Source organism: Massilia sp. UYP11 (assembly GCF_050434805.1).
In the GTDB taxonomy this organism is placed as follows: domain Bacteria; phylum Pseudomonadota; class Gammaproteobacteria; order Burkholderiales; family Burkholderiaceae_D; genus Telluria.
Map to the genome: position 1 here is coordinate 649,661 of NZ_JBNDJE010000002.1, position 21,499 is coordinate 671,159.

Sequence of the window (21,499 nt, forward strand, 5' to 3'; positions counted from 1 at the left end):
CTTGTTAAGAACCTCTTAAGAACCTCTGAGCAACATCGCCGGATGTCTTCTGTGCAACTTCCAACAAACCCATGACTCTTCTCTCATCCGGCCCGCGTGGCCGGCGCACGGCCGCGCAGGCTGCCATCTTACTCGCAAGCACGCTGGCGGTGGCCGGCGCCCTGGCCCAGCCGGCCGGGCAGCGCATCCGCCTGTCCCCGGCCCAGGTCGAACGGGCCGGCATCGCCACCGCGCCGGCCCTGGCCACCCTGACCGGCCAGGCGGCGGGCGGCAACGGCGTCGTCTTGCCGGGCACCGTCGTGGCGCCGACCACGGCCATGGTGGTCAGCGCCAGCGCCTGGGAAGGCGTGGTGCAGCAGGTGCACGCCACCCCGCTGCAGAGGGTCAAGGCCGGGACGCCGCTGGCGACGCTGTTCAGCCAGGATTGGATGGCGGCCCAGCGCGACTACGTGCAGCTGGCGGCGCAGTCGCGCCTGGCGGCCGACAAGCTGGCGCGCGACGAAAGCCTGTTCAACGACGGCATCGTCGCCCGGGTGCGCGTGGACGAAAGCCGCGCCGCCGCCCAGCTGGCGGCGCTGTCCGCGCGCCAGGCGGCCCAGGCGCTGCGCGCCGGCGGCATGACCCAGGCCGACATCGCCGCCCTGCCCCGGCCCGGCGGCCAACCGGCCTCCCTGCTGACGGTGCGCGCCGGCGCCGCCGGCACCGTGCTGGAGCTGCCGCTGGCGATCGGCCAGCACGCCGGCGCCGGCACGGCGCTGGCGAAAATCGTGCGCGACGGCCCGCTGTGGGTCGAGCTGCAGGCCACGCGCCAGCAGTTGCCGCTGTTGCGGCCGGGCGCCGAGCTCGAGGTGGCCGCGGGCTGCCGCCTGAAGGTCGCCGCCGTGTCGCCGGCGATCAACGGCGCCAACCAGACCGCGCAGGTGCGCGCCGAGCAGGTCGGGCGCCAACCGTGCCTGACCCTGAACGCCTTCGTCGAGGCGCGCCTGCTGCTGCCGCCGAGCCAGCCGGGCGCCCTGGCCGTGCCGGCCGGCGCCCTCGTGCGGCGCGGCGGCGCCAGCCATGTGTTCGTGCGCGATGCGCAGGGCTTCACGGCGGTGCCGGTCACGGTCGGCGCGAGCGCGGGCGACCAGGTCTGGATCCGCGGCGCGCTGGCCGCGGGCGCGCCGGTCGCGGTGCGCGGCCTGGCCGCCCTCAAGGGCGCCTGGAGCGGCCTGGGCGAACAGGCCGGACCAGCCGGGACCGACGAGAAAGGACGGCCGTGATGCTGGGCCGTCTCATCGCCTTGTCGCTGTCCCAGCGCCTCTTGGTGCTGGTGCTGGCGCTCCTGATGGTCGGCGCCGGGCTCAGGGCCGCGGGCGCGCTGTCGATCGACGCCTTCACCGACGTCTCCAGCACCCAGGTCAAGCTGATCCTCAAGGCGCCCGGCATGACGCCCGAGGAAGTCGAGGCGCGCGTGGTGGCGCCGATCGAACAGGAATTGCTGGGCATCGCGCGCCAGAGCATGCTGCGCTCGCAGTCGAAGTACGCCATCGCCGACATCACGCTCGACTTCCAGGAAGGCACCGACGTCTACTGGGCGCGCCAGCAGGTCAGCGAGCGCCTGGGCGCCGTCATGGGCGACCTGCCGCCGTCGGTCAGCGGCGGCCTGGCGCCGATCACCACGCCGCTGGGCGAAATCTTCATGTTCACCATCGAAGGGCCCCTGAGCCTGATGGAAAAACGCACCCTGCTCGACTGGACCATCCGTCCGCAGCTGCGCAACATCCCCGGCGTGGCCGACGTCAACGCGCTGGGCGGCCAGGTCAGGAGTTTCGAGGTGGTGCCCGACCTGGCGGCGCTCGGCGCGCGCCGCATCTCGCTGGCCCAGCTGGAACAAGCGCTGCAAGCCAACAACCGCAGCGACGGCGCCGGCCGCCTGGGCGACGGCGAAGAATCGTTCCTGATCCGCAGCGACGCCGGCGTGCGCACGCTGGACGACGTGCGCGCGATCGCCATCGCCCAGCGCGACGGCGCCGCGGTCACGGTCGGCCAGGTGGCCACGGTGCGCATCGGCGCCCTGACCCGCTACGGCGCCGTGACCCAGGACGGCAAGGGCGAGGGCGTGCAAGGGCTGGTGCTGGCCATGCGCGGCGCCAATGCGCTGGACGTGGTCGACCAGGTGCGGGCGCGGCTGGCCGAGATCGAGCCGACCCTGCCGCAGGGGACGACCCTGAACACTTTCTACGACCGCGGCAACCTGGTCGAGCGCGCGGTCGACACCGTCACCCGGGCGCTGCTGGAAGCGACCGTGCTCGTGATCGTGCTGCTGTACGTCTTTCTCGGCAACGTGCGCGCCGCGCTGGTGGTGGCCTGCATCCTGCCGCTGTCGGCGCTGGCCACCTTCCTCCTGATGCGCCACTTCGGCCTGTCGGCCAACCTGATGTCGCTGGGCGGCCTGGCGATCGCGATCGGCATGCTGGTCGACGCCGCCGTGGTGGTGGTCGAGAACATCGAGGCCCATGGCGCGCGGGTCGCGCCCGGCATGTCCAGGTTGCACGTCATCTACCGCGCGGTGCGCGACGTGGCGGTGCCGGTCACCGCCGGCATGGCCGTGATCATGATCGTGTTCGTGCCGCTCCTGATGCTGGAAGGCCTCGAAGGCAAGCTGTTCGCTCCGGTGGCGCTGACCATCATCTTCGCCCTGGGCGCTTCGCTGCTGCTGTCGCTGACGGTGATCCCGGTGCTCGCTTCGCTCATGCTGAAGGAGCACCACGGTCCGGCGCCGAAGATCGTCCAGCGCATCGAGGCCGGCTACGCCCGCCTGCTGGAGCAGGCGATGACGCGCGAACGCCTGGTGGTCGGCGCCGCGCTGGCCGCGCTGGCGCTGGCGGTTGGCCTGTTCATGGTGGTCGGCAAATCCTTCATGCCGGTGCTGGACGAAGGCGACATCATCATGCAGATTGAAAAGCTGCCGTCGGTGGACCTGGACGAATCGGCGCGCCAGGACCTGGCGATCCAGCGCCGCATCCTGGAGCAGGTGCCGGAAGTGCGGCGCATCGTGGCGCGCCTGGGCTCGGACGAGCTCGGGCTGGACCCGATGGGGCCGAACGAGACCGACACCTTCCTGGTGCTGGCGCCGCCGGATGAATGGCGCAGCCCGCGCAAGGAAGACCTGGTCGACGCCCTGCGCGCCGCCACCGCCGACTTCCCCGGCATTAACCTGAGCTTTACCCAGCCGATCGAGATGCGCACCTCCGAGATGCTGTCCGGCGTGCGCGGCGACCTGGCGGTCAAGATCTACGGCCCGGATTCGAAGGTGCTGGGCGAGCTGGCCGGGCGCATCGTGACGGTGCTGGAACACATCGACGGCAGCGAAGACGTCCTGACGGTCAAGAACGAGGGCGTGCAGTACCTGGAAGTGGACATCGACCGGGTCGCCGCCGGGCGGCTGGGGCTGTCGGTCGAAGAGGTGCAGGCCGACCTGCGCGCCATGATCGAGGGCCGCGTCGCCGGCGTGGTGATCGACGGCGCCCAGCGCCTGCCGCTGCTGGTGCGCGGCGGCGACGCGCTGCGCCTGTCGGGCGAGCTGTTCGCCCAGCTGCGCCTGCCGCTGGCGGACGGCCAGTCGGTGCCGCTGAGCCAGGTGGCCACGCTGCGCCACCAGGATGGTCCGGTCAAGGTCGAGCGCGAAAACGGCAGCCGGCTGGCGACCGTGCGCGCCAACGTGCGCGGACGCGACCTGGTCGGCTTCGTCGACGAGGCGCGCGCCGCCGTGGCGAGCCAGGTGCCGCTGCCGCCCGGCTACCGGCTGGGCTGGGGCGGCCAGTTCGAGAACCAGCAGCGCGCCGCCGCCCGCCTGGCCCTGGTGGTGCCGGTGGCCCTGGGCCTGATCTTCCTGCTGTTGTTTTCCACCCTGCGCAGCATCCGCCAGGCGCTGCTGGTGTTCGTCAACATCCCGTTCGCCCTGATCGGCGGCGTGGCGGCGCTGGCCCTGACCGGCGAATACCTGTCGGTGCCGGCCTCGGTCGGCTTCATCGCCCTGATGGGCATCGCGGTGCTCAACGGCCTGGTGATGATCAACGGCTTCAACGGCCTGGCCGCGCGCGGCGTGGCGCTCGACCAGGTGGTGCGCCAGGGCGCGCTACGCCGCGTGCGGCCGGTGCTGATGACCGCCTGCATCGCCGGCCTGGGCCTGGTTCCGCTGCTGCTGGCGACCGGCCCCGGCTCCGAGATCCAGAAACCGCTCGCCATCGTCGTCATCGGCGGCCTGCTGAGCGCGACCGCGCTGACCCTGATCCTGCTGCCGCTGCTGTTCCGCCGTTTCGGCATGCCCGGCGCCCCGCGTTCCGATACCTCCACTGTGACCGAACCCGCATGAAAGAACTGAACCACGATACCCTCCTGACGCTGACCATCCCGCTGGCGCTGGAGGAAGACATCCTCGACTTCCTGCTGCTGCACCCGGTCTGGGCCAGCGGTTTCTCGATCATCGACGCCCAGGGCATGGGCCAGGGCGCCCTGCTGCGCTCGAACATGGAGCTGGTCCATGGCCGCAGCCGGCGCAAGCTGGTGCTGGTGGCCGGCCTCTTGGGCGACCTGCAGCAGTTGCTGGCGACCCTGGCGCAGGAAATCCCGAACCCGGAGGTGGCGTACTGGATGACGCCGCTGCTGGCGAGCGGGAGGCTGGCATGAAGGCGCGCGCCTTGCTGGCCGCCCACGCCCTGGCCGCCCACGCTCTGGCCGCCATCACACTGGCCGCCTCCCCGCACGCGCTGGCCGGTCCCGCCCTGCCGCTGGCCGGCGCGCCCCTGTACGCGCTGCCGCCCGAAGCGAGCGTGCGGCGCGCCCTGGAGGCGCTGCCCACTCTGCGCCAGCACGGCCTGCAGCGCGAGCTGGCCGGCGCCGAGCACGCCCGGCTCGATGCCGGCCCGCACGAATGGGTGGCGCGCGCCGGCGTGCTGCGGCGCGAGGTGCGCGCCGCCGAACCCGGCCGCGACCGCTACCGCGAGCAGGAAGCCAGCCTCGAACGGGGTCTGCGCTGGTTCGGCAAGGCCGACCAGGACCGCGCCATCGGCCGCCAGGGCATCGCGGTCGCCGAGGCGCGCCGCGCCGATGCCTGGCACGAGGCCGGACGCGCCCTGATGCAGGACTGGTACGCGGCCTTGCGGACCGAGGCCGGCGTGCGCACGCTGGAACGGCAGCATGCACTGGTCGGGCAACTGGCCGCAGCGGCCGCGCGCCGGGTCCAGGCCGGCGAGGCGCCGGCGCTGGAGCGCATGCAGGCCGACACCGAACTGCTGCGCGCGGCGACCCGGCTGGCCGAGGCGCGCCGGGAAGCCGAGCAGGCGCTGGCGCTGCTGGCCGCCACCTACCGCGACCTGCCGGCGCCGCAGGGCGCGGCGCTGCCGGACCCACAGCCGAACCTGCCGCCGGCCGGCGCCGATCCGGGGGCGCGGGCCGCGCTGGAGGCCGGACTCGAAACCGACAACCACGAGCTGGCGCTGGCGCGCAGCGAAGCCGAATGGGAAGGCTTGCGCGCGCGCCGCGCCGCCAGCGAACGCATGCCCGACCCCACCGTCGGCCTGCACCTGGTGCGCGAGCGCGACGGCGAGGAACGCACCGTCGGCCTGAGCCTGGCCATTCCCCTGCCCGGCGCGGCCCGCTCGGCCGAGCGAGACGCGGCGGTGCTGCGCGCGCGCATCGCCGACGAGCAGGTGGCGCTGGTCGCCCAGCGGGTGCGGCTGGCGAGCCGCCGCAGCCTTGCCGAGCGCGAGCACAGCTACCGCATCTGGACCGGGCTGCGCGAAGTCGAGGCGCAAAGCACGCGCCAGGCCGACCTGATGGCGCGCGCCTGGGAAGCGGGCGAATGCACGCTGGCCGAGGCCCTGCTCGGCCGGCGCCAGGCGCTGGAAGCGAGCCTGGCGGCGCAGGCGGCGCACATCGATGCGCTGGCGGCGGCGGCCCGGGTCGCGCTCGACGCGCACGCGCTGTGGGCCAGGGATTGACGGCCGAACGTTGAACATTAACGAAAATTAATCATTCAACCACCCCCGCTTAAGCCGGCGCCGGGCATGATCGAAGGTAGGGAAAATACCGTTCTCAACCTTGCAATCCGGATCCGACCACATGCCCTCGATCACTTCCTTGCGCCGGCGCCAGCCGGCTCTTGGCGCCGCCGTGCTGGCGGCGCTGCTGCTGTCCGCCTGCGCCAAAGAACCGCAACCCGCCGCGCCCACCGTGCCGGAGGTGGCCGTCATGACGATGAACACGTCCGACGTGGCGCTCGACATCGCCCTGCCGGGCCGCACCTCGCCGTTCCTGCTGGCCGAGGTCCGGGCCCGGGTCGACGGCATCGTGCAGGAGCGCCGGTTCACCGAAGGGGCCGACGTCAGGAAAGGCGACCCGCTGTACCTGATCGACCCGGCGCCCTACCGCGCGGCGCTGGCCAGCGCCGAGGCCGAACTGCAGCGGGCCCAGGCCACCCTGGCCAGCAACACATCCCAGCTCAGGCGCAACCAGGTGCTGGTCAAGGAAAACGCGGTCAGCAAGCAGGAATTCGAAAACGCGCAGGCAGCCCAGCTCGAAGCCGCGGCCGACGTCGCCGCCGCCAGGGCGGCCGTCGAGACCGCGCGCATCAACCTCGGTTACACCAGCGTCAGCGCGCCGATCACCGGCCGCAGCAGCGTCTCGGCGGTGACGCAGGGCGCCTACGTGCAGGGCGGCGCCGCGACCCTGATGACCACCATCCAGCAGATCGATCCGATGTACGTCGACCTGCAGCAGTCCAGCGTCGAAGGACTGGCGCTGCGGCGCGAGATCGCCGCCGGCAAGGTGCGCATGGACGGCGCCAATGCCGCCCGGGTGGTCCTGACGCTGGAAGACGGCAGCACCTATGCGCGCGAAGGCACGCTGGAATTCAGCGGCGTGACGGTCGACCCGGCCACCGGCTCGGTCACCATGCGCGCGCGTTTCCCGAATCCCGACCGCCTGCTGCTGCCCGGCATGTTCGTGCGCGCCGCCGTCAGCCAGGGCGTGCGTCAGTCGGTGATGCGCGTGCCGGCCCAGGCCGTGACGCGCAATCCGCAGGGCGCGGGCACCGTGATGGTGGTCGGCGCCGACAACAAGACCCAGCTGCGCATCGTGCGCACCGGGCCGCTGGTCGACGGCCACTGGCTGGTCGAGGAAGGCCTGAAGGAAGGCGAACGCGTGATCGTCGGCGGCGTCCAGAAACTCAAGCCGGGCATGGCGGTCAGGGTGCGTGCGGCGGCGCCGGCGGCAGCGGCAGCAACGGCTGGCGCCGCCGCGGCGCCAGCGGCGCGAGGTTGAGCGGCGATGGCACGATTCTTCATCTTCCGCCCGATCTTCGCGATCGTCATCTCGCTCCTGATCATGCTGGGCGGCGGCATCGCCCTGTTCCAGTTGCCGATCGAGCAATACCCGGCCGTGCAGCCGCCGGCGGTGCAGATCCGCGCCAACTTCCCGGGCGCGTCCGCCGAGACCATGCAGAACACGGTCATCCAGGTGATCGAGCAGCAGCTCACCGCGATCGACAACCTGCTGTACATGGATTCGTCGAGCGACGACACGGGCCAGTCGACCACCACCCTCACCTTCGCCGCCGGCACCGATCCGGACATCGCCCAGGTCCAGGTGCAGAACCAGTTGCAGGCGGCCGTGCCGCGCCTGCCGGCCGAGGTCCAGCAGAACGGCTTGCGCGTGACCAAGTCGACCAGCGACTTCCTGATGGTGGCCGCCTTCGTGTCCGACGACGACAGCATGAGCAAGTTCGACATCGCCAACTACGTGTCGTCGAACATCCAGGACCCGATCAGCCGCGTCCCCGGCGTCGGTGACCTGAACGTGTTCGGCACGCAGTATGCGATGCGGATCTGGATCGATCCGGTCAAGCTCACGGGCTACGCGCTCACGCCGATCGACGTGACCAACGCGATCCGCGCCCAGAACGTGCAGATCTCCGGCGGCCAGCTGGGCGCGACGCCGGCGGTGCCGGGCCAGGCGCTCAACGCCACCATCACCCAGGCCACCCTGCTGCGCACGCCCGACGAGTTCCGCCGCATCCTGCTCAAGGTGCAGCCGGACGGCGCCAGCGTGCGCATCGGCGACGTGGCGCGGGTCGAGCTGGGGCCCGAGAACTATTTCGTCGACGTGCGCTACAACGGCAAGTCGGCCTCCGGCCTGGGCGTCCAGATGGCGCCCGGCGCCAACGCCCTCGACACCGCGGTCGCGGTGCGCGCCCGCCTGGCCGAGCTGGGCGAATTCTTCCCGCCCGGCCTGCGCACCGTGTATCCGAACGACGTCACGCCCTTCATCGAGTCCTCGATCGAGGAGGTGATCAAGACCCTGATCGAAGGCATCGTGCTGGTGTTCCTGGTCATGTACCTGTTCCTGCAGAACTTCCGCGCCACCCTGATCCCCTCGATCACGGTGCCGATCGTGCTGCTCGGCACCTTCGGCATCATGGCGACGCTCGGGTTCACGGTCAATACGCTGTCGATGTTCGGCCTGGTGCTGTCCATCGGCCTGCTGGTCGACGACGCCATCGTCGTGGTCGAGAACGTCGAGCGCGTGATGCAGGAGGACGGGCTGTCGCCGAAGGAAGCCACGCTCAAGGCCATGGGCCAGATCAGCAGCGCGCTGGTCGGCGTGGCGCTGGTGCTGTCGGCGGTGTTCGTGCCGGTGGCCTTCTCCAGCGGCACCGTGGGCGCGATCTACCGCGAGTTCTCGCTGACCGTGGTGTCCTCGATGCTGCTGTCGGTGTTCATCGCGCTGAGCCTGACCCCGGCCCTGTGCGCCACCATGCTCAAGCCCGTCGATCCCGGCCACCACGAGAAAAAAGGCTTCTTCGGCTGGTTCAACCGCTCGTTCGACAACACGCGCGACCGCTACCTGGGCGCGGTGTCGAGCATCCTCGGCCGGCGCGCGCTCTGGATGGTGGTCTACCTGGTCATGATCGGCGTCGTGGTGGCGCTGTTCCTGCGCCTGCCGGGGGGCTTCTTGCCCAAGGAAGACCAGGGCTACATGCTGGTCCAGGTCCAGGCCCCGGCCGGCACCACCCAGGAAACGACCGGCAAGGTGCTGGAAGAGATCAGCCAGTACCTGCTGGTCGACGAAAAAGCGATGGTCGAGGCGACCATGATCATCAACGGCGCGGCCCAGGGACAGCGCGGCCAGAACGTGGGCCGCATGTTCGTGCGCCTGCGTCCGTGGGACGAGCGCGGCGACGACGAGCTGCACGTCTCGAGCCTGAGCGAACGCATCGCCGCGCGCTACCAGGACTTCCAGGGCGCCCAGGTGGTGCCGATCGAGCCGCCGTCGATCCGCGGCCTGGGCTCGGCCACGGGCTTTACCATGCAGCTGCAGGACCGCGGCGGCCTGGGACGGGCGGCGCTGTCCGACGCGCGCGACCAGTTGCTGGCGCTGGCGGCGAACGAACCCGCCCTGACCCGGGTGCGCTTCACCGGCCTGTCCGACAACCCGATGTACAAGATCGACATCGACCGCGAAAAGGCGGCGGCGCTGGGCGTGGACCTGACCGAGGTCGACGCGGCCTTCTCCACCGCCTGGGGTTCGCGCTACGTGAACAACTTCCTCGACACCGACGACCGCATCAAGCGCGTGTATGTGCAGGCCGAGGCCGAGTACCGGATGAATCCGGACGACATCCGCCTGCTGCACGTGCGCAACCGCGACGGCGAAATGGTCCCGTTCTCGTCGTTCTCGAGCGCGCGCTGGACCTGGGGCGCGCCGTCGGTGCAGCGCTACAACGGCCTGACTTCGGCCGAGATCGTGGGCCAGCCGGCGCCCGGCTACAGCACCGGCGAAGCGATGGAGATCATGGACCGCCTGAGCCAGCAGCTGCCGCAGGGCATCGGCTACGAATGGAGCGGCATCTCGCTGCAGGAATCCCAGGCCGGGGCCCAGGCGCCGCTGCTGTACGGCCTGTCGATCCTGGTCGTGTTCCTGTGCCTGGCCGCGCTGTACGAGAGCTGGGCGATCCCGGTCTCGGTGATCATGGTGGTGCCGATCGGGGTGCTGGGCGCGCTGGGCGCGGCCACCGCCTTCGGCATGGAAAACGACGTGTTCTTCCAGGTCGGCCTGTTGACCACCATCGGCCTGTCGGCCAAGAACGCGATCCTGATCGCCGAATTCGCGCGCGAGCTGCAGTTGCAGGGCAAGGGCGCGCTCGAGGCGGCGCTCGAAGCGTCGAAGGTGCGTCTGCGTCCGATCATCATGACCTCGCTGGCCTTCATGCTCGGCGTGACGCCGCTGGCGATTGCCAGCGGGGCCGGCTCCGGCGCCCAGAATGCGCTCGGCATCGGCGTGATCGGTGGCATGATGACCGCGACCTTCCTGGCAACCTTCATGATCCCGCTGTTCTACGTGATCGTCGCCGGACGCTCGAAGCCGCCGGTGGCCCACACGCCGCCGCCCGCGGCCCCCGCGACCAAGGCCGAGGCCGAGGCCGAGGCATCGGATACAATGCCGGCATCCCAATGAGACTCCCGTGAAACTGCTACTCGTCGAAGACAATGAACGCGTGGCCCGCTTCGTCAGGAAGGGGCTGACCGAGGCCGGGCATACGGTCGACCACGCCGACAATGGCCGCGACGGCATGTACCATGCAGTCAGCGAGCCCTACGACGCGATCGTGATGGACCGCATGCTGCCGGGCGGGATCGACGGTCTCGGCATCGTCGAAGCCCTGCGCCAGCAGGGCAACCGGGTGCCGATCCTGATCCTGTCCGCGCTGGACGGCGTGGACGAGCGCATCCGCGGCCTGCGCGCCGGCGGCGACGACTACCTGACCAAACCGTTCGCTTTCGGCGAGCTGCTGGCGCGGCTCGACGCCCTGCTGCGCCGCTCGCAGAGCCAGGCCGTGGAAACCGTGATGAGCCTGGGCGACCTGTCGGTCGACATGCTGTCGCACCGCGTCACGCGCGCCGGCCGCCCGGTGGCGCTGCAGCCGCGCGAATTCAAGCTGCTCACCTACCTGCTGCGCCACGCGAACCAGGTGGTGACGCGCACCATGCTGCTCGAAAACGTGTGGGACTACCACTTTGACCCGCAGACCAACGTCATCGACGTCCACATCAGCAAGCTGCGGCAAAAGATCGACGCCGGCTTTTCGACGCCGCTGCTGCGCACCGTGCGCAATGCCGGCTACATGCTGACCGACCAGCCTTGACGCACGTCGTGAGACACCTGCCCTGAACCTGCGCCTGCCCAGCTTTTCCGCCCGCACCATCGCGATCGGCTACGCCGTCGTCACCCTGCTGGTGCTGGCGATGTTCGCCGCGCCGCTGTGGTTCGCCTGGCACAAGAACATCGGCGAGGTGCGCAGCCAGCTGCTCAAAACGGACGCGCGGCACCTGAGCAACCTGTTCGAGCGCCAGGGGCCGCCGGCGCTGGCGGCGGCGATCGACAGCCAGGTCCATGGCGTCAACGACGGCGTGCGCAAGATCATGCTGTTCGCGGCGCCCGACGGCGCCAAGCTGGCCGGCAACCTGCCGGAGTGGCCCGAGGGCGTGCCCGATCGCGACGGCCTGTGCCGGGTGACGATTCGGGTCGACGACAAGCCGCGCAACGTGGAGCTGGTGCGGGTGACCCTGGAAGACCGCTACATGCTGCTGGTGGCCAGCAACCTGGATCGCTTCCAGCAGCTCGAGCGCCTGTTCGCCTACGGCCTGCTGGGCTGCGCGCTGGTGGTGCTGGTGGGAGCGGCGCTGGGCGGCGTGTTGATCCGGCGCGCGCTGCTGGGACGGGTGCAGCGCATCAGCCAGACCACCGCCTCGATCATCGAAGGCAAGCTGTCGCACCGCCTGGTGGAGCCGCGCGACGGCGAAGAGCTGCAGCAGTTGACCCGCACCGTCAACCGCATGCTGGACCAGATCGAGCACCTGGTGACGGGGGTGCAGGACGTCTCGAATGCGATCGCGCACGACCTGCGCACGCCGCTGTCTGAGCTGCGCGCGCGGCTCGAAGAACTGTCGGTGGCGCGTCCGGCCGCCGACGAAACCTTCGCCGAGATCGACGCCGCCATCGACGACGTCGACCGCGTGATGGGCATCTTCAATGCGCTGTTGCGCCTGGCCGAGATCGACAGCGGCAGCCGGCGCGGCGGTTTCGTCGAGGTCGACCTGGCCGCGCTGGGCGCCGAGGTCACCGAATTCTACGGCCCGGTGGCCGAACTGAAGGACATCGACCTCGGCTTCGACGCCCCCGAGGATTTGCGGGTGGTGGGCGACCCGGTGCTGCTGGCCCAGGCCCTGGGCAATATGGTCGACAACGCCCTGAAATTCGCGCCGGCGCGCGGCGCGATCGCGATCACCGCGCGCCGCGTCGACGCCGACCGGGTGGCAGTGGTGGTGGCCGACAACGGCCCGGGCATTGCGCAGCACGAGCGCACGCGCGTGATCGAGCGCTTCTACCGGGTCGACGCCAGCCGCGGCACGCCGGGCGTGGGCCTGGGCCTGAGCGTGGTCTCGGCCGTGGCGCGCCTGCATGGCGGCAGCCTGACCTTGGAAGACAACCATCCGGGCCTGCGCGCCACCCTGCTGCTGCACGCCAATCCGGCTGCGCAGACCTACTGAGGTCTTATCGGGAAGCCCCCTCGGCGCGTTCGAAGATGGCGTCGATCGAGGCGCGCGCCTCGTTCATCAGCCGTGGCACGTCGACGCCGAGCAGGCGCCCGCCGCGCTTGCGAACCACGCCGTCGACGATCACGGTGTCGACGTTGGCGGGCGTGGCCGAGTACACGATCAGGGCATAGGGATCGGCATCGCCCGCCAGGGACATGTTCAGGGCGCCGGGGTCGAGCAGGATCAGGTCGGCGCGCTTGCCGGGCGTGATCGAGCCGATCTGGTCGTCCATCCCGATCGAGCGCGCCGCCTCGATCGTCGCCAATTCGAGGATGCGGCGCGGCGCGACCGCCGTTTCCTTCTTGCGCGCGCCGGATTCGGTGAGCGCGAGCAGGCGCATATTGGCGAACAGGTCGGCGCTACCGGCGAGCGCAGTGCCGTCGATGCCCAGGCCGATGCGGCCCACGGCCGCGTAGTCGCTCAGGACGGTCAGGCCATAGCCGACCCGCTGCTCGGTGACCGGCGTCAGCGACAGCGCGCTGCCGGCCTGTCGAAACGCCGCCAGCTCGGCGGGCGTGGCGCCGGTGGCGTGCACGATCTGCACGTCCGCACCTAACAGGCCGCTGGCGGCCAGGGCGCCATTGCGCTTGCCGCCGGAATGCACCGAGACCGGCAGGCCGAGCTTGCGCGCGGCGGCGATCTCGCGCCGGCCGGTCGCGACGACGTCGGCCTTGCCCTCGCCCACGCCGCGCCAGCCCAGCCCGAGGGTGACGCGCCCGGGGCGCGCCCGCGCCGCCACGGCGGCGAGCAGGTCGAGGTCGATGCTCTCGGTCGCGCCAAGGTCGTCATGCGCGCCGGCCAGCAGCCTGGCGCGGATGCCGCTTTGCAGCAGCGCCTGTTCGGCCGCCTCCAGGTGCGCGGGACTACGCAGGTTATGGAAGAAATCGACGGTGGTCGTGACGCCCGACGCCAGCGTCTCAACGGCGCCGACATACGTGCCGATGCGGATATCCTCGGGCGTGTAATGCCGCCCCAAACGTTTCTTGAGCGCGAAGTAATCGGTGTCGGGGGTATTGCGAAACTGGCCGCGCGCCGCGCTCAGCCACAGATGGGTATGGGTATCGACCAGCCCCGGCAGCAGGATCATGCCGCGCGCATCGATCCGCTCGGCCCCTGCCGCCTCGAGCTTGCGCCCGACGGCGACGATCCGCCCGTCGCGCACCAGCACGTCGGCATCGCGCCGGTCGCCCTGCTGCGGGTCGAGGCTGACGACGTGGGCATTCTGGATCAGCAAGGCGCCCGACTGGCCGAAGGCGGCCTGGCACGACGCCAACAACAGGGCGAACACGACACAATGCAAGAAAGGCGGCATGGCAATTTCCAGACAATGGGATTGCTGCCAATTCTACAATCCAATACCGCCGAGCCGCGCGCGCTTACGCCCGCCACCGAATCGTCAATCATTAATTAGGGTCAGAGTAAAATTGTTTGACAACTTCAGTAAATCAATTGGCGAATAATTTGACTCTGACCCTAATTGCTAGACAATATCTCTGAGCGAGCCGAGAAATTGGTGGCGAACTGATCGATAAGCTGAAAAATTGCTCAACAAATCGACTCTGACCCTATTTATTTACACCGGGTTTAGCGCCCTGTGCGTTATACAGGGAGAACAAGTTAGAACAGAGAACTATTTTCATTGATGATAGCGATCGCACGAGGCCAAAACAAAGAGGGTCAGTGTCGAATTGTTTGCCAATTTTTGAAAATCAATTGGAAAACAATTCGACACTGACCCTCATTATTCCGCTACCTGATTCCTGGCAGCTGCTCATCGCGAATAGCCGCTAGTCAATCTGGGAAATTGCTCAATAATTCTACTCTGACCCTAATTAGGATGGGTTAGCTGCCGAAGTAGCGGCCGGCGCGGTGCCAGACCATGACCATGCTGCTCATGGCGACCGCGCTCAGCGCCGACCAGCCGACCAGGTGCGGGGCCACCAGACCGAGGGCCAGCAACAGGATGACGCTGTCGATCATGACCTGGCTGCGGCCGGCGTTGATGCCGTACTTCTTTTGCAGCCACAGGGTGACGATGCCGGTGCCGCCGACGCCGGCGCCGTGGCGCGCCATGGCCAGGACGCCCATGCCGCAGAAGGTGCCGCCGCCCAGCGCCGCCACTGCGGGGTGGATGTGATCGATCACCAGGACGTAGGGCATGATCTTGAGCAGGCCCATGACCAGCGCGCTGCCGGCCAGCGACTTGAAGGTGAAGAGCGGCCCCATGAACAGGTAGCCGAACAGGAAGAACGGCACGTTGATCATCATGAACAGGGTGCCGACCGGCAGCCCGCTCGCGTAGGACGTCAGCAGCGCGATGCCGGCCACGCCGCCAGTGAGCAGCTGGGCCGCCTGCAGCAGCACGATACCGATCACGACGAAGAGCACACCGACGGTGATGCCATAGACGTCGTCCAGTGGCGAATGCGGCTTGACCACCACCGCGCTCGGGGCTGGCGACGACGGGCCGGGGAACATGGCAGACTGGCTCATCCGCGCACCGCCGCATCGACGACGATGAAAGCGTTTGCCACGCGAGCGGACGGGGTCCGCCGGGTGACCGTGCAGGGGGTAGCGACGAGCGAAGAGCTGAGTTTCATGTTCCTTGCGATATGGTAGTAACAGGGATGCCGGGCGCGCCGGGTAGGCGCAGATGCGCGAAACGCACGGGGTACGGTGTGCTTCGGGTCGCTATTATCGCTCATGTTGCGGCGCAATGTCGATACGCCACGCATCGGGACGTACCAGATGAGAAACACCCGACGCAATACCCTTGTGCAGCGCACTATCACGGTGCATCCTTCGTCTGTTCCAGTGCGGATTCGACGGCAGGCATCCCTATTTTCGGCGCCTGCGTCGCCAGCTCGCGCTCCAGGAACTCGACGCACACCCGCACCTTCGCCGAATTGCCCAGCCGCTGCGGATACACGGCCCAGACATTGGCCTCCTGGGTGAAGTCGGGCAGCAGCTGCACCAGCCGCCCGGCATCGAGATGGGGCTGGGCATGCCAGCGCGAGCGCAGGATGATGCCGGCGCCGTCGAGCGCCCAGCGCAGCGCGATCTCGCCATGGTTGGTCGACAGCGCGCCCGACACCTTCACCGTCTCTTCGCCCGCGCGCGCGCGCAGCCGCCAGACGCCGAACGGATGGTCGCGCTCCTTGATCACCAGGCACTGGTGGCCGGACAGCTCCTGCAGCGAGCGCGGCGCGCCATGGCGTGCCAGGTAGTCCGGCGCCGCGCACAGGATGCGGTGGTTCGCCATCAAACGGCGCGCGATCAGCTGCGGCGCGATCTCGTCGCCGATGCGCACGTCGAGATCGAACCCCTCGGCCACCGGATCGACCAGGCGGTCGAACACCTCGAACCGGATCTGCAGCGCCGGATAAGCGCGCACCAGCTTGGCAATCGCCGGCGCCACCACATTGCGCCCGAAGCCGAAGCTGCTGCAGATGCGCACCCGGCCACTGGGCTCGCGGCGCCGCTCGGATACCTCGTCGACCAGGTCGTCCAGGCTCTCCAGGATGGCCTGGGCCCGGCCGAAGGCCTGCTCGCCCTCCTCGGTAATGACGATGCGGCGCGTGGTGCGCTCGAACAGCCGCGCGCCCAGCGCCTCTTCCAGCACGCCGATGCGCTTGCTGACATAGGCCGCCGACATGCCCAGCTCCGCGGCGGCCTGGGCGAACGAGCCCTTCCTCACGACGGTCACAAAGACACGCAGATCAGCATGCTCCACCAGATTATTCACGATTCGTGTTCCTTGATGCCACGCAATGCCATATTATATACAGCGCGTTTTGGATTATGCTGGTTGCACTTACCCAGCAATCAGGAGCACGCATGAAGACCCACAAGATCGCAGTCATCGCCGGCGACGGCATCGGCAAGGAAGTCATGCCCGAGGGCCTGCGCGCCCTCGAAGTGACCGCCCGCCGCTTCGGCATCGGGCTCGAGTTCACCAACTTCGCCTGGGCCGACTGCGACTATTACGCGCAGCACGGCAAGATGATGCCGGACGACTGGCGCCAGCAACTGGACGGCTTCGAGGCCATCTATTTCGGCGCCGTCGGCTGGCCCGACACGGTGCCCGACCATATCTCGCTGTGGGGGTCGCTCCTGAAGTTCCGCCGCGAATTCGACCAGTACGTCAACCTGCGCCCGGTGCGGCTGATGCCCGGCGTGCCCTGCCCGCTGGCGAACAAGAAGCCCGGCGACATCGACTTCTACGTGGTGCGCGAAAACACCGAAGGCGAATATTCCTCGGTCGGCGGCAAGATGTTCGAGGGGACCGAGCGCGAGTTCGTGCTGCAGGAATCGGTCTTCACCCGCCACGGCACCGACCGCATCCTCAAGTACGCGTTCGACCTGGCCCAGCGCCGCCCGAAAAAACACCTGACCGCCGCGACCAAGTCGAACGGCATCTCGATCTCGATGCCGTATTGGGACGAGCGCGTGGCCGCCGTCGGCCAGGACTACGGCGACGTCAAATGGGACAAGTACCACATCGACATCCTGTGCGCGCGCTTCGTGATCTCGCCCGAACGCTTCGACGTGGTGGTGGCCTCGAACCTGTTCGGCGACATCCTGTCCGACCTCGGCCCGGCCTGCACCGGCACCATCGGCATCGCGCCATCGGCCAACCTGAATCCGGAACGCACCTTCCCGTCGCTGTTCGAACCGGTGCACGGCTCGGCGCCCGACATCTACGGCAAGAACATCGCCAACCCGATCGCGATGATCTGGTCCGGCGCGATGATGCTCGAGTTCCTGGGCCAGGGCGACGCCACCTATACCGCGGCCCACGACGCCATGCTGGCCGCCATCGAGAAATGCCTGGTCGAGGGTCCGCGCACGCCGGACATGGGCGGCGCCGCCAATACGACCGAAGTGGGCCAGGCGGTCGCACGCTACCTCGACACGCAAGGCTGACCCAGCCGGACGAGGACGATTCTTGCACCATGCTACGCTGGCCCCGACGAGCAATCGAAGGAGCCAGCAATGACAGAACGAACCCAACGTCCACTGGCGCTGATCACCGGCGCCTCCAGCGGCATCGGCTACGAACTGGCCCACCAGTTCGCGGCCGACGGCCATGACCTCATCATCACCGCCACCACGCAGGCCGGCCTGGACGCCGCGGCCGGAGAGCTGGAAAGCCGCGGCGCGCAAGTGACCACCGTGGTGGCCGACCTCACCGACTTCGACGGCGTCGAAACCCTGTACGCGGCGGTGCGCGCCGCTGGCCGCCCGCTGGCCGCCGCCGCGCTCAATGCCGGCGTCGGCCTGGGCGGCCACTTCGTCGGCGGCACCGACCTGCAACGCGAAATCGCGATGATCCAGCTGAACACGATCTCGCAAGTCCACCTGACCAAGCGCATCCTGCCAGACATGGTCGCGCAAGGCGCGGGCAAGCTGCTGTTTACCGCGTCGATTTCCGGCACCATGCCGACGCCGTACGAGGCCGTGTACGGCGCGACCAAGGCCTTCCTGGTGTCGTTCGCCGAGGCTGTCAAGTCCGAGCTCAAGGACAGTGGCGTCAGCGGCGTCACCATCACGCTCTTGATGCCGGGCCAGGTCGACACCAATTTCTGGCCGCGCGCCGACATGCTCACCAACAAGCTCGGCGTGGGAGAAAAGGCCTCGCCGGCGAAAGTGGCCGAGGAAGGCTACGCCGCGTTCAAGGAAGGCAAGGATCGCATCGTCGCGGGTCTGACGAGCAGCAAGTTCATCGGCAACGTCGTCAACAACCTGGCGCCCGATACGGTCAAGGCCGACCTGCACGCGGCCCAGGCCAGGCCGGGGTCGGGCCTGAAGGATTGACGCTTAGGTCCGCGCGCATTCGTCCGCGCATTCGACCTCGCATTCGTCTGCTCAATCGGTCAGGCGCCGCATCTCGGCAATGAGGTCGGCCTTGCCCTCGAAGCCGATACCCGGGAGGTCCGGCATCGTGATGAACCCATTCTCGACCTTCACGCCATCCGGAAAGCCGCCATACGGCTGGAACAGGTCGGGATAGGACTCGTTGCCGCCGAGTCCCAGCCCGGCCGCGATATTGAGCGACATCTGGTGCCCGCCATGGGGAATGCAGCGGCTGCTCGACCAGCCATGCTGGCGCAGCATATCGAGGGTGCGCAGGTACTCCACCAGGCCGTAACTGAGCGCGCAGTCGAACTGCAGCCAGTCCCGGTCGGCTCGCATGCCGCCGTGGCGGATCAGGTTGCGCGCATCCTGCATCGAGAACAGGTTCTCGCCGGTGGCCATCGGCTTGTCGTAATAGTTGCGCAGCGTGGCCTGCAGCTCGTAGTCGAGCGGGTCGCCGGCTTCCTCGTACCAGAACAGGTCGTACTGCGACAGCGCCTTGGCGTAGCGGATCGCGGTGTCCAGGTCGAAGCGGCCGTTGGCGTCCACCGCCAGCTTCTGGCCATCGCCCAGCACAGAGAGGATCGAGTCGATGCGGCGCAGGTCTTCGTCGAGCGAGGCGCCGCCGATCTTCTTCTTGACCACCGTGTAGCCGCGGTCGAGATAGCTGCGCATCTCGTCCTTCAGCTTGCCGTGGTCCTGGCCCGGATAATAATAGCCGCCGGCCGCGTACACGAACACCTTCCGGTCAGGCTCGCCGTTGCCGTAACGCTCGGCCAGCAGCTGGAACAGCGGCTTGCCGGCGATCTTGGCGGTCGCGTCCCATATCGCCATGTCGATGGTGCCGATGGCCACCGAGCGCTCGCCATGCCCGCCCGGCTTCTCGTTGGTAAACATCGCCTGCCACACCTTGTGCGGGTCGAGGTTGGCGCCGTCCTCGAGCAGCGCGCCGGGTTCGGCCTCGAGGATGCGCGGGATGAAGCGCTCGCGCATCAGCGTGCCCTGGCCATAGCGGCCGTTGGAATTGAAGCCGTAGCCGATCACCGGCTTCCCGTCGCGCACGACGTCGGTGACGACGGCCACCACGCTCAGCGTCATCTTGCTGAAGTCGATGTAGGCGTTGCGGATCGGGGAGCTGATCGGGACGGTTTTTTCGCGGATGTCGACGATTCTCATCTGGTGTTCCTTCGCTTGCGGTTGAACCAGCCACCAGATTATTCGCTCCAAAGGCGGTTATGATTGAGTCGGATTCACTAGATTATTAACCTGCGGTGAAAAACGACCTCGCCTCCCACCTCGCATTCTTCGTCCTGCTGGCGCGCCACGGCAGTTTGTCGGCGGCCGCCCGCGAACTCGACCTGACCCCGCCCGCCGCCACCAAGCGCCTGGCGCAGCTGGAAGAACACCTGGGCGTGCGCCTGGTGAACCGCACCACCCGCACCAGCAGCCTGACGCCGGAAGGCGAAACCTATCTGCACTACGCGACCCGGATTCTCGCCGAGCTGCGCGAGATGGAAGAAGCGGTATCCGGCACGCGCTCGGTGCCGCGGGGCCTCTTGAAGGTGAACGCGTCGCTGGGCTTCGGGCGCACCACGATCGCGCCGCTGGTCTCCAGCTTCGCCCAGCGCTATCCGCAGGTCGAAGTGCAGCTCGACGTCACCGACCGCCCGGTCGACCTGGTCGCGGACGGGATCGACCTGGCGATCCGCTTCGGCGAGTTGCCCGACCAGCGCCTGGTGGCGCGCCGCATCATGTCGAACCGGCGCTTCCTGTGCGCCTCGCCGCGCTACCTCGAACGGCATGGAGAGCCGGGCAGCCTGGCCGACCTGGCCCGGCACCGCTGCATCGTCCACCGCCAGAACGAGGATGCGCACGGCGTCTGGCGCCTGGTGCACGAGGGGCGCAATGTGTCGGTCAAGGTGCAGGGCGCGCTGTCGAGCAACGACGGCGACATCGCCCTCGGCTGGGCGCTGGACGGCCACGGCATCCTGGTGCGCTCGGAATGGGATCTGAACAAATACCTCGACAGCGGGCGCCTGCGCATCGTGCTGCCGCAGTACGTGCAGCCGGCGGCCGACCTGTACGTGGTCTATCCGGGCGGACGCCGGCAGTCGGCGCGGGCGCGCGCCTTCATCGATTTCCTGGCCGCGCAGTTCGCGCCGGCTTGAAGCCGCCCATGCGGCGCATTCGTTTCATGCGGCTCAGGCGCCGCCGGTCACCAGCATCGTGACCGCGGCCACCAGCAGCACCGTGCTGAACGCCGCCCGCAACAGGCGTGGCGGCAGGGAGTGCGCCAGGTGCACGCCCCACGACACGGTCAGCACGCCGCCCAGCGCCAGCGGCAGGCCGACCTCCCAGTCGACCGCGCCGCCGTGGCCATAGGTGGCCAGCGCCACGAAGGCGCCCGGCGCCACCAGCGCCAGCGCCATGCCCTGGGCGCGCGTCTGCGGCATCCTGAACAGGCTCACCAGCGCCGGCACCACCACCATGCCGCCGCCGATCGTGAAGAAGCCCGACACCGCGCCACTGGCGATACCGATCGCCGGCATCAGCCGGCGCGGCACTTCCTTCACCGGCGCGGGCGGCGCGCCGGTCTTGCGCCGCGACGGCCAGCCGAAGTACAGCGCCAGCGCGAGCAGGAACAGCGCGAAGGCATAGTGCAGCGCCTGGGCGTCGATCGCCACGGCGCAGCGCGCCGCCAGCCAGGCGGTCCCGATCGAGAACAGGCCGGCCACGCCGACCGAACGCAGGTCCACCGGGTGCTTCTGGTGATAGCGCCAGAAGCCGATCGCCACGTTGGGCGCGATCATCACCAGCGCCGTGCCCTGGGCCAGGTGCTGGTTCATGCCGTACAGCAGGCCCAGCACCGGAATGGCGATCAGGCCACCGCCGATGCCCAGCATGCCGCCGGCGACGCCGAGCGAGGCGCCCAGGCCGAAGTTCAATGCGAGGTCGATCACGGAAATCATGGTTGGCGCCAAAACACAGCGGCCCCTCGCAAGGGG

Annotated in this window: 16 protein-coding genes; 11 read left to right on the forward strand and 5 right to left on the reverse strand. The window is 68.8% G+C overall.

Going from position 1 to position 21,499, the window contains the following annotated elements; translation table 11 throughout:
• The first annotated feature begins 71 nt into the window (after window positions 1-71).
• From ABIB38_RS06350 to ABIB38_RS06385, 8 genes are all read left to right on the forward strand, one after another.
• Window positions 72-1,262 (forward strand): efflux RND transporter periplasmic adaptor subunit, encoded by a 1,191-nt coding sequence (locus ABIB38_RS06350; protein ID WP_429202731.1) that lies wholly within the window; start codon window positions 72-74, stop codon window positions 1,260-1,262.
• Entirely contained in the window at window positions 1,262-4,357 is a 3,096-nt protein-coding gene (locus ABIB38_RS06355) for an efflux RND transporter permease subunit (RefSeq protein ID WP_429202732.1), read from the forward strand. The genes ABIB38_RS06350 and ABIB38_RS06355 overlap by 1 nt, the downstream gene beginning before the upstream one ends.
• The gene (locus ABIB38_RS06360; RefSeq protein WP_429202734.1) at window positions 4,354-4,671 is read left to right on the forward strand and encodes a DUF3240 family protein; all 318 of its coding nucleotides are present in this window, start codon (window positions 4,354-4,356) and stop codon (window positions 4,669-4,671) included. Before ABIB38_RS06355 ends, ABIB38_RS06360 begins: the two co-directional genes overlap by 4 nt.
• Entirely contained in the window at window positions 4,668-5,984 is a 1,317-nt protein-coding gene (locus ABIB38_RS06365; protein ID WP_429202736.1) for a TolC family protein, read from the forward strand. The genes ABIB38_RS06360 and ABIB38_RS06365 overlap by 4 nt, the downstream gene beginning before the upstream one ends.
• Before the next feature lie 121 nt (window positions 5,985-6,105).
• Window positions 6,106-7,305 carry an efflux RND transporter periplasmic adaptor subunit gene (locus tag ABIB38_RS06370; protein ID WP_429202737.1) on the forward strand — a complete coding sequence of 400 codons (1,200 nt, stop codon included), beginning with the start codon at window positions 6,106-6,108 and terminating at the stop codon, window positions 7,303-7,305.
• Window positions 7,306-7,311: 6 nt separating this feature from the next.
• Window positions 7,312-10,497, forward strand: coding sequence for an efflux RND transporter permease subunit (locus ABIB38_RS06375; RefSeq protein WP_429202739.1), 3,186 nt, complete (start codon window positions 7,312-7,314; stop codon window positions 10,495-10,497).
• A gap of 7 nt (window positions 10,498-10,504) precedes the next feature.
• A complete protein-coding gene (locus ABIB38_RS06380; protein WP_429202741.1) occupies window positions 10,505-11,185 on the forward strand; it encodes a response regulator transcription factor in 681 nt (226 codons plus the stop codon).
• 100 nt (window positions 11,186-11,285) lie between these two features.
• Window positions 11,286-12,590 (forward strand): ATP-binding protein, encoded by a 1,305-nt coding sequence (locus ABIB38_RS06385; protein ID WP_429202743.1) that lies wholly within the window; start codon window positions 11,286-11,288, stop codon window positions 12,588-12,590.
• Between the two features lie 4 nt (window positions 12,591-12,594).
• Here the strand turns inward: ABIB38_RS06385 and ABIB38_RS06390 are convergent, their stop codons facing one another.
• The 3 genes from ABIB38_RS06390 to ABIB38_RS06400 form a co-directional block, all read right to left on the reverse strand.
• Complete coding sequence (locus ABIB38_RS06390; RefSeq protein WP_429202745.1) at window positions 12,595-13,950, reverse strand: amidohydrolase family protein; 1,356 nt, start codon at window positions 13,948-13,950, stop codon at window positions 12,595-12,597.
• A gap of 530 nt (window positions 13,951-14,480) precedes the next feature.
• Window positions 14,481-15,131, reverse strand: a complete 651-nt coding sequence (locus ABIB38_RS06395; protein ID WP_429202747.1) for a YitT family protein — start codon at window positions 15,129-15,131, stop codon at window positions 14,481-14,483.
• A gap of 295 nt (window positions 15,132-15,426) precedes the next feature.
• Window positions 15,427-16,383 (reverse strand): LysR substrate-binding domain-containing protein, encoded by a 957-nt coding sequence (locus tag ABIB38_RS06400; protein ID WP_429202749.1) that lies wholly within the window; start codon window positions 16,381-16,383, stop codon window positions 15,427-15,429.
• 92 nt (window positions 16,384-16,475) lie between these two features.
• Between ABIB38_RS06400 and ABIB38_RS06405 the strand changes: the two genes are divergently transcribed.
• Together ABIB38_RS06405 and ABIB38_RS06410 are read left to right on the forward strand one after the other, a co-directional pair.
• A complete protein-coding gene (locus ABIB38_RS06405; protein WP_429202750.1) occupies window positions 16,476-17,564 on the forward strand; it encodes a tartrate dehydrogenase in 1,089 nt (362 codons plus the stop codon).
• Between the two features lie 69 nt (window positions 17,565-17,633).
• Window positions 17,634-18,455: an SDR family NAD(P)-dependent oxidoreductase gene (locus ABIB38_RS06410; RefSeq protein WP_429202752.1), complete on the forward strand. Its 822-nt coding sequence runs from the start codon at window positions 17,634-17,636 to the stop codon at window positions 18,453-18,455.
• Window positions 18,456-18,506: 51 nt separating this feature from the next.
• Here the strand turns inward: ABIB38_RS06410 and ABIB38_RS06415 are convergent, their stop codons facing one another.
• Window positions 18,507-19,670 (reverse strand): mandelate racemase/muconate lactonizing enzyme family protein, encoded by a 1,164-nt coding sequence (locus tag ABIB38_RS06415; protein ID WP_429202754.1) that lies wholly within the window; start codon window positions 19,668-19,670, stop codon window positions 18,507-18,509.
• A gap of 95 nt (window positions 19,671-19,765) precedes the next feature.
• On the opposite strand from ABIB38_RS06415, the gene ABIB38_RS06420 reads away from it, so the two are divergent.
• The gene (locus tag ABIB38_RS06420; protein WP_429202756.1) at window positions 19,766-20,662 is read left to right on the forward strand and encodes a LysR substrate-binding domain-containing protein; all 897 of its coding nucleotides are present in this window, start codon (window positions 19,766-19,768) and stop codon (window positions 20,660-20,662) included.
• 33 nt (window positions 20,663-20,695) lie between these two features.
• Here the strand turns inward: ABIB38_RS06420 and ABIB38_RS06425 are convergent, their stop codons facing one another.
• Window positions 20,696-21,463: a sulfite exporter TauE/SafE family protein gene (locus ABIB38_RS06425; protein ID WP_429202758.1), complete on the reverse strand. Its 768-nt coding sequence runs from the start codon at window positions 21,461-21,463 to the stop codon at window positions 20,696-20,698.
• Window positions 21,464-21,499 lie beyond the last annotated feature (36 nt).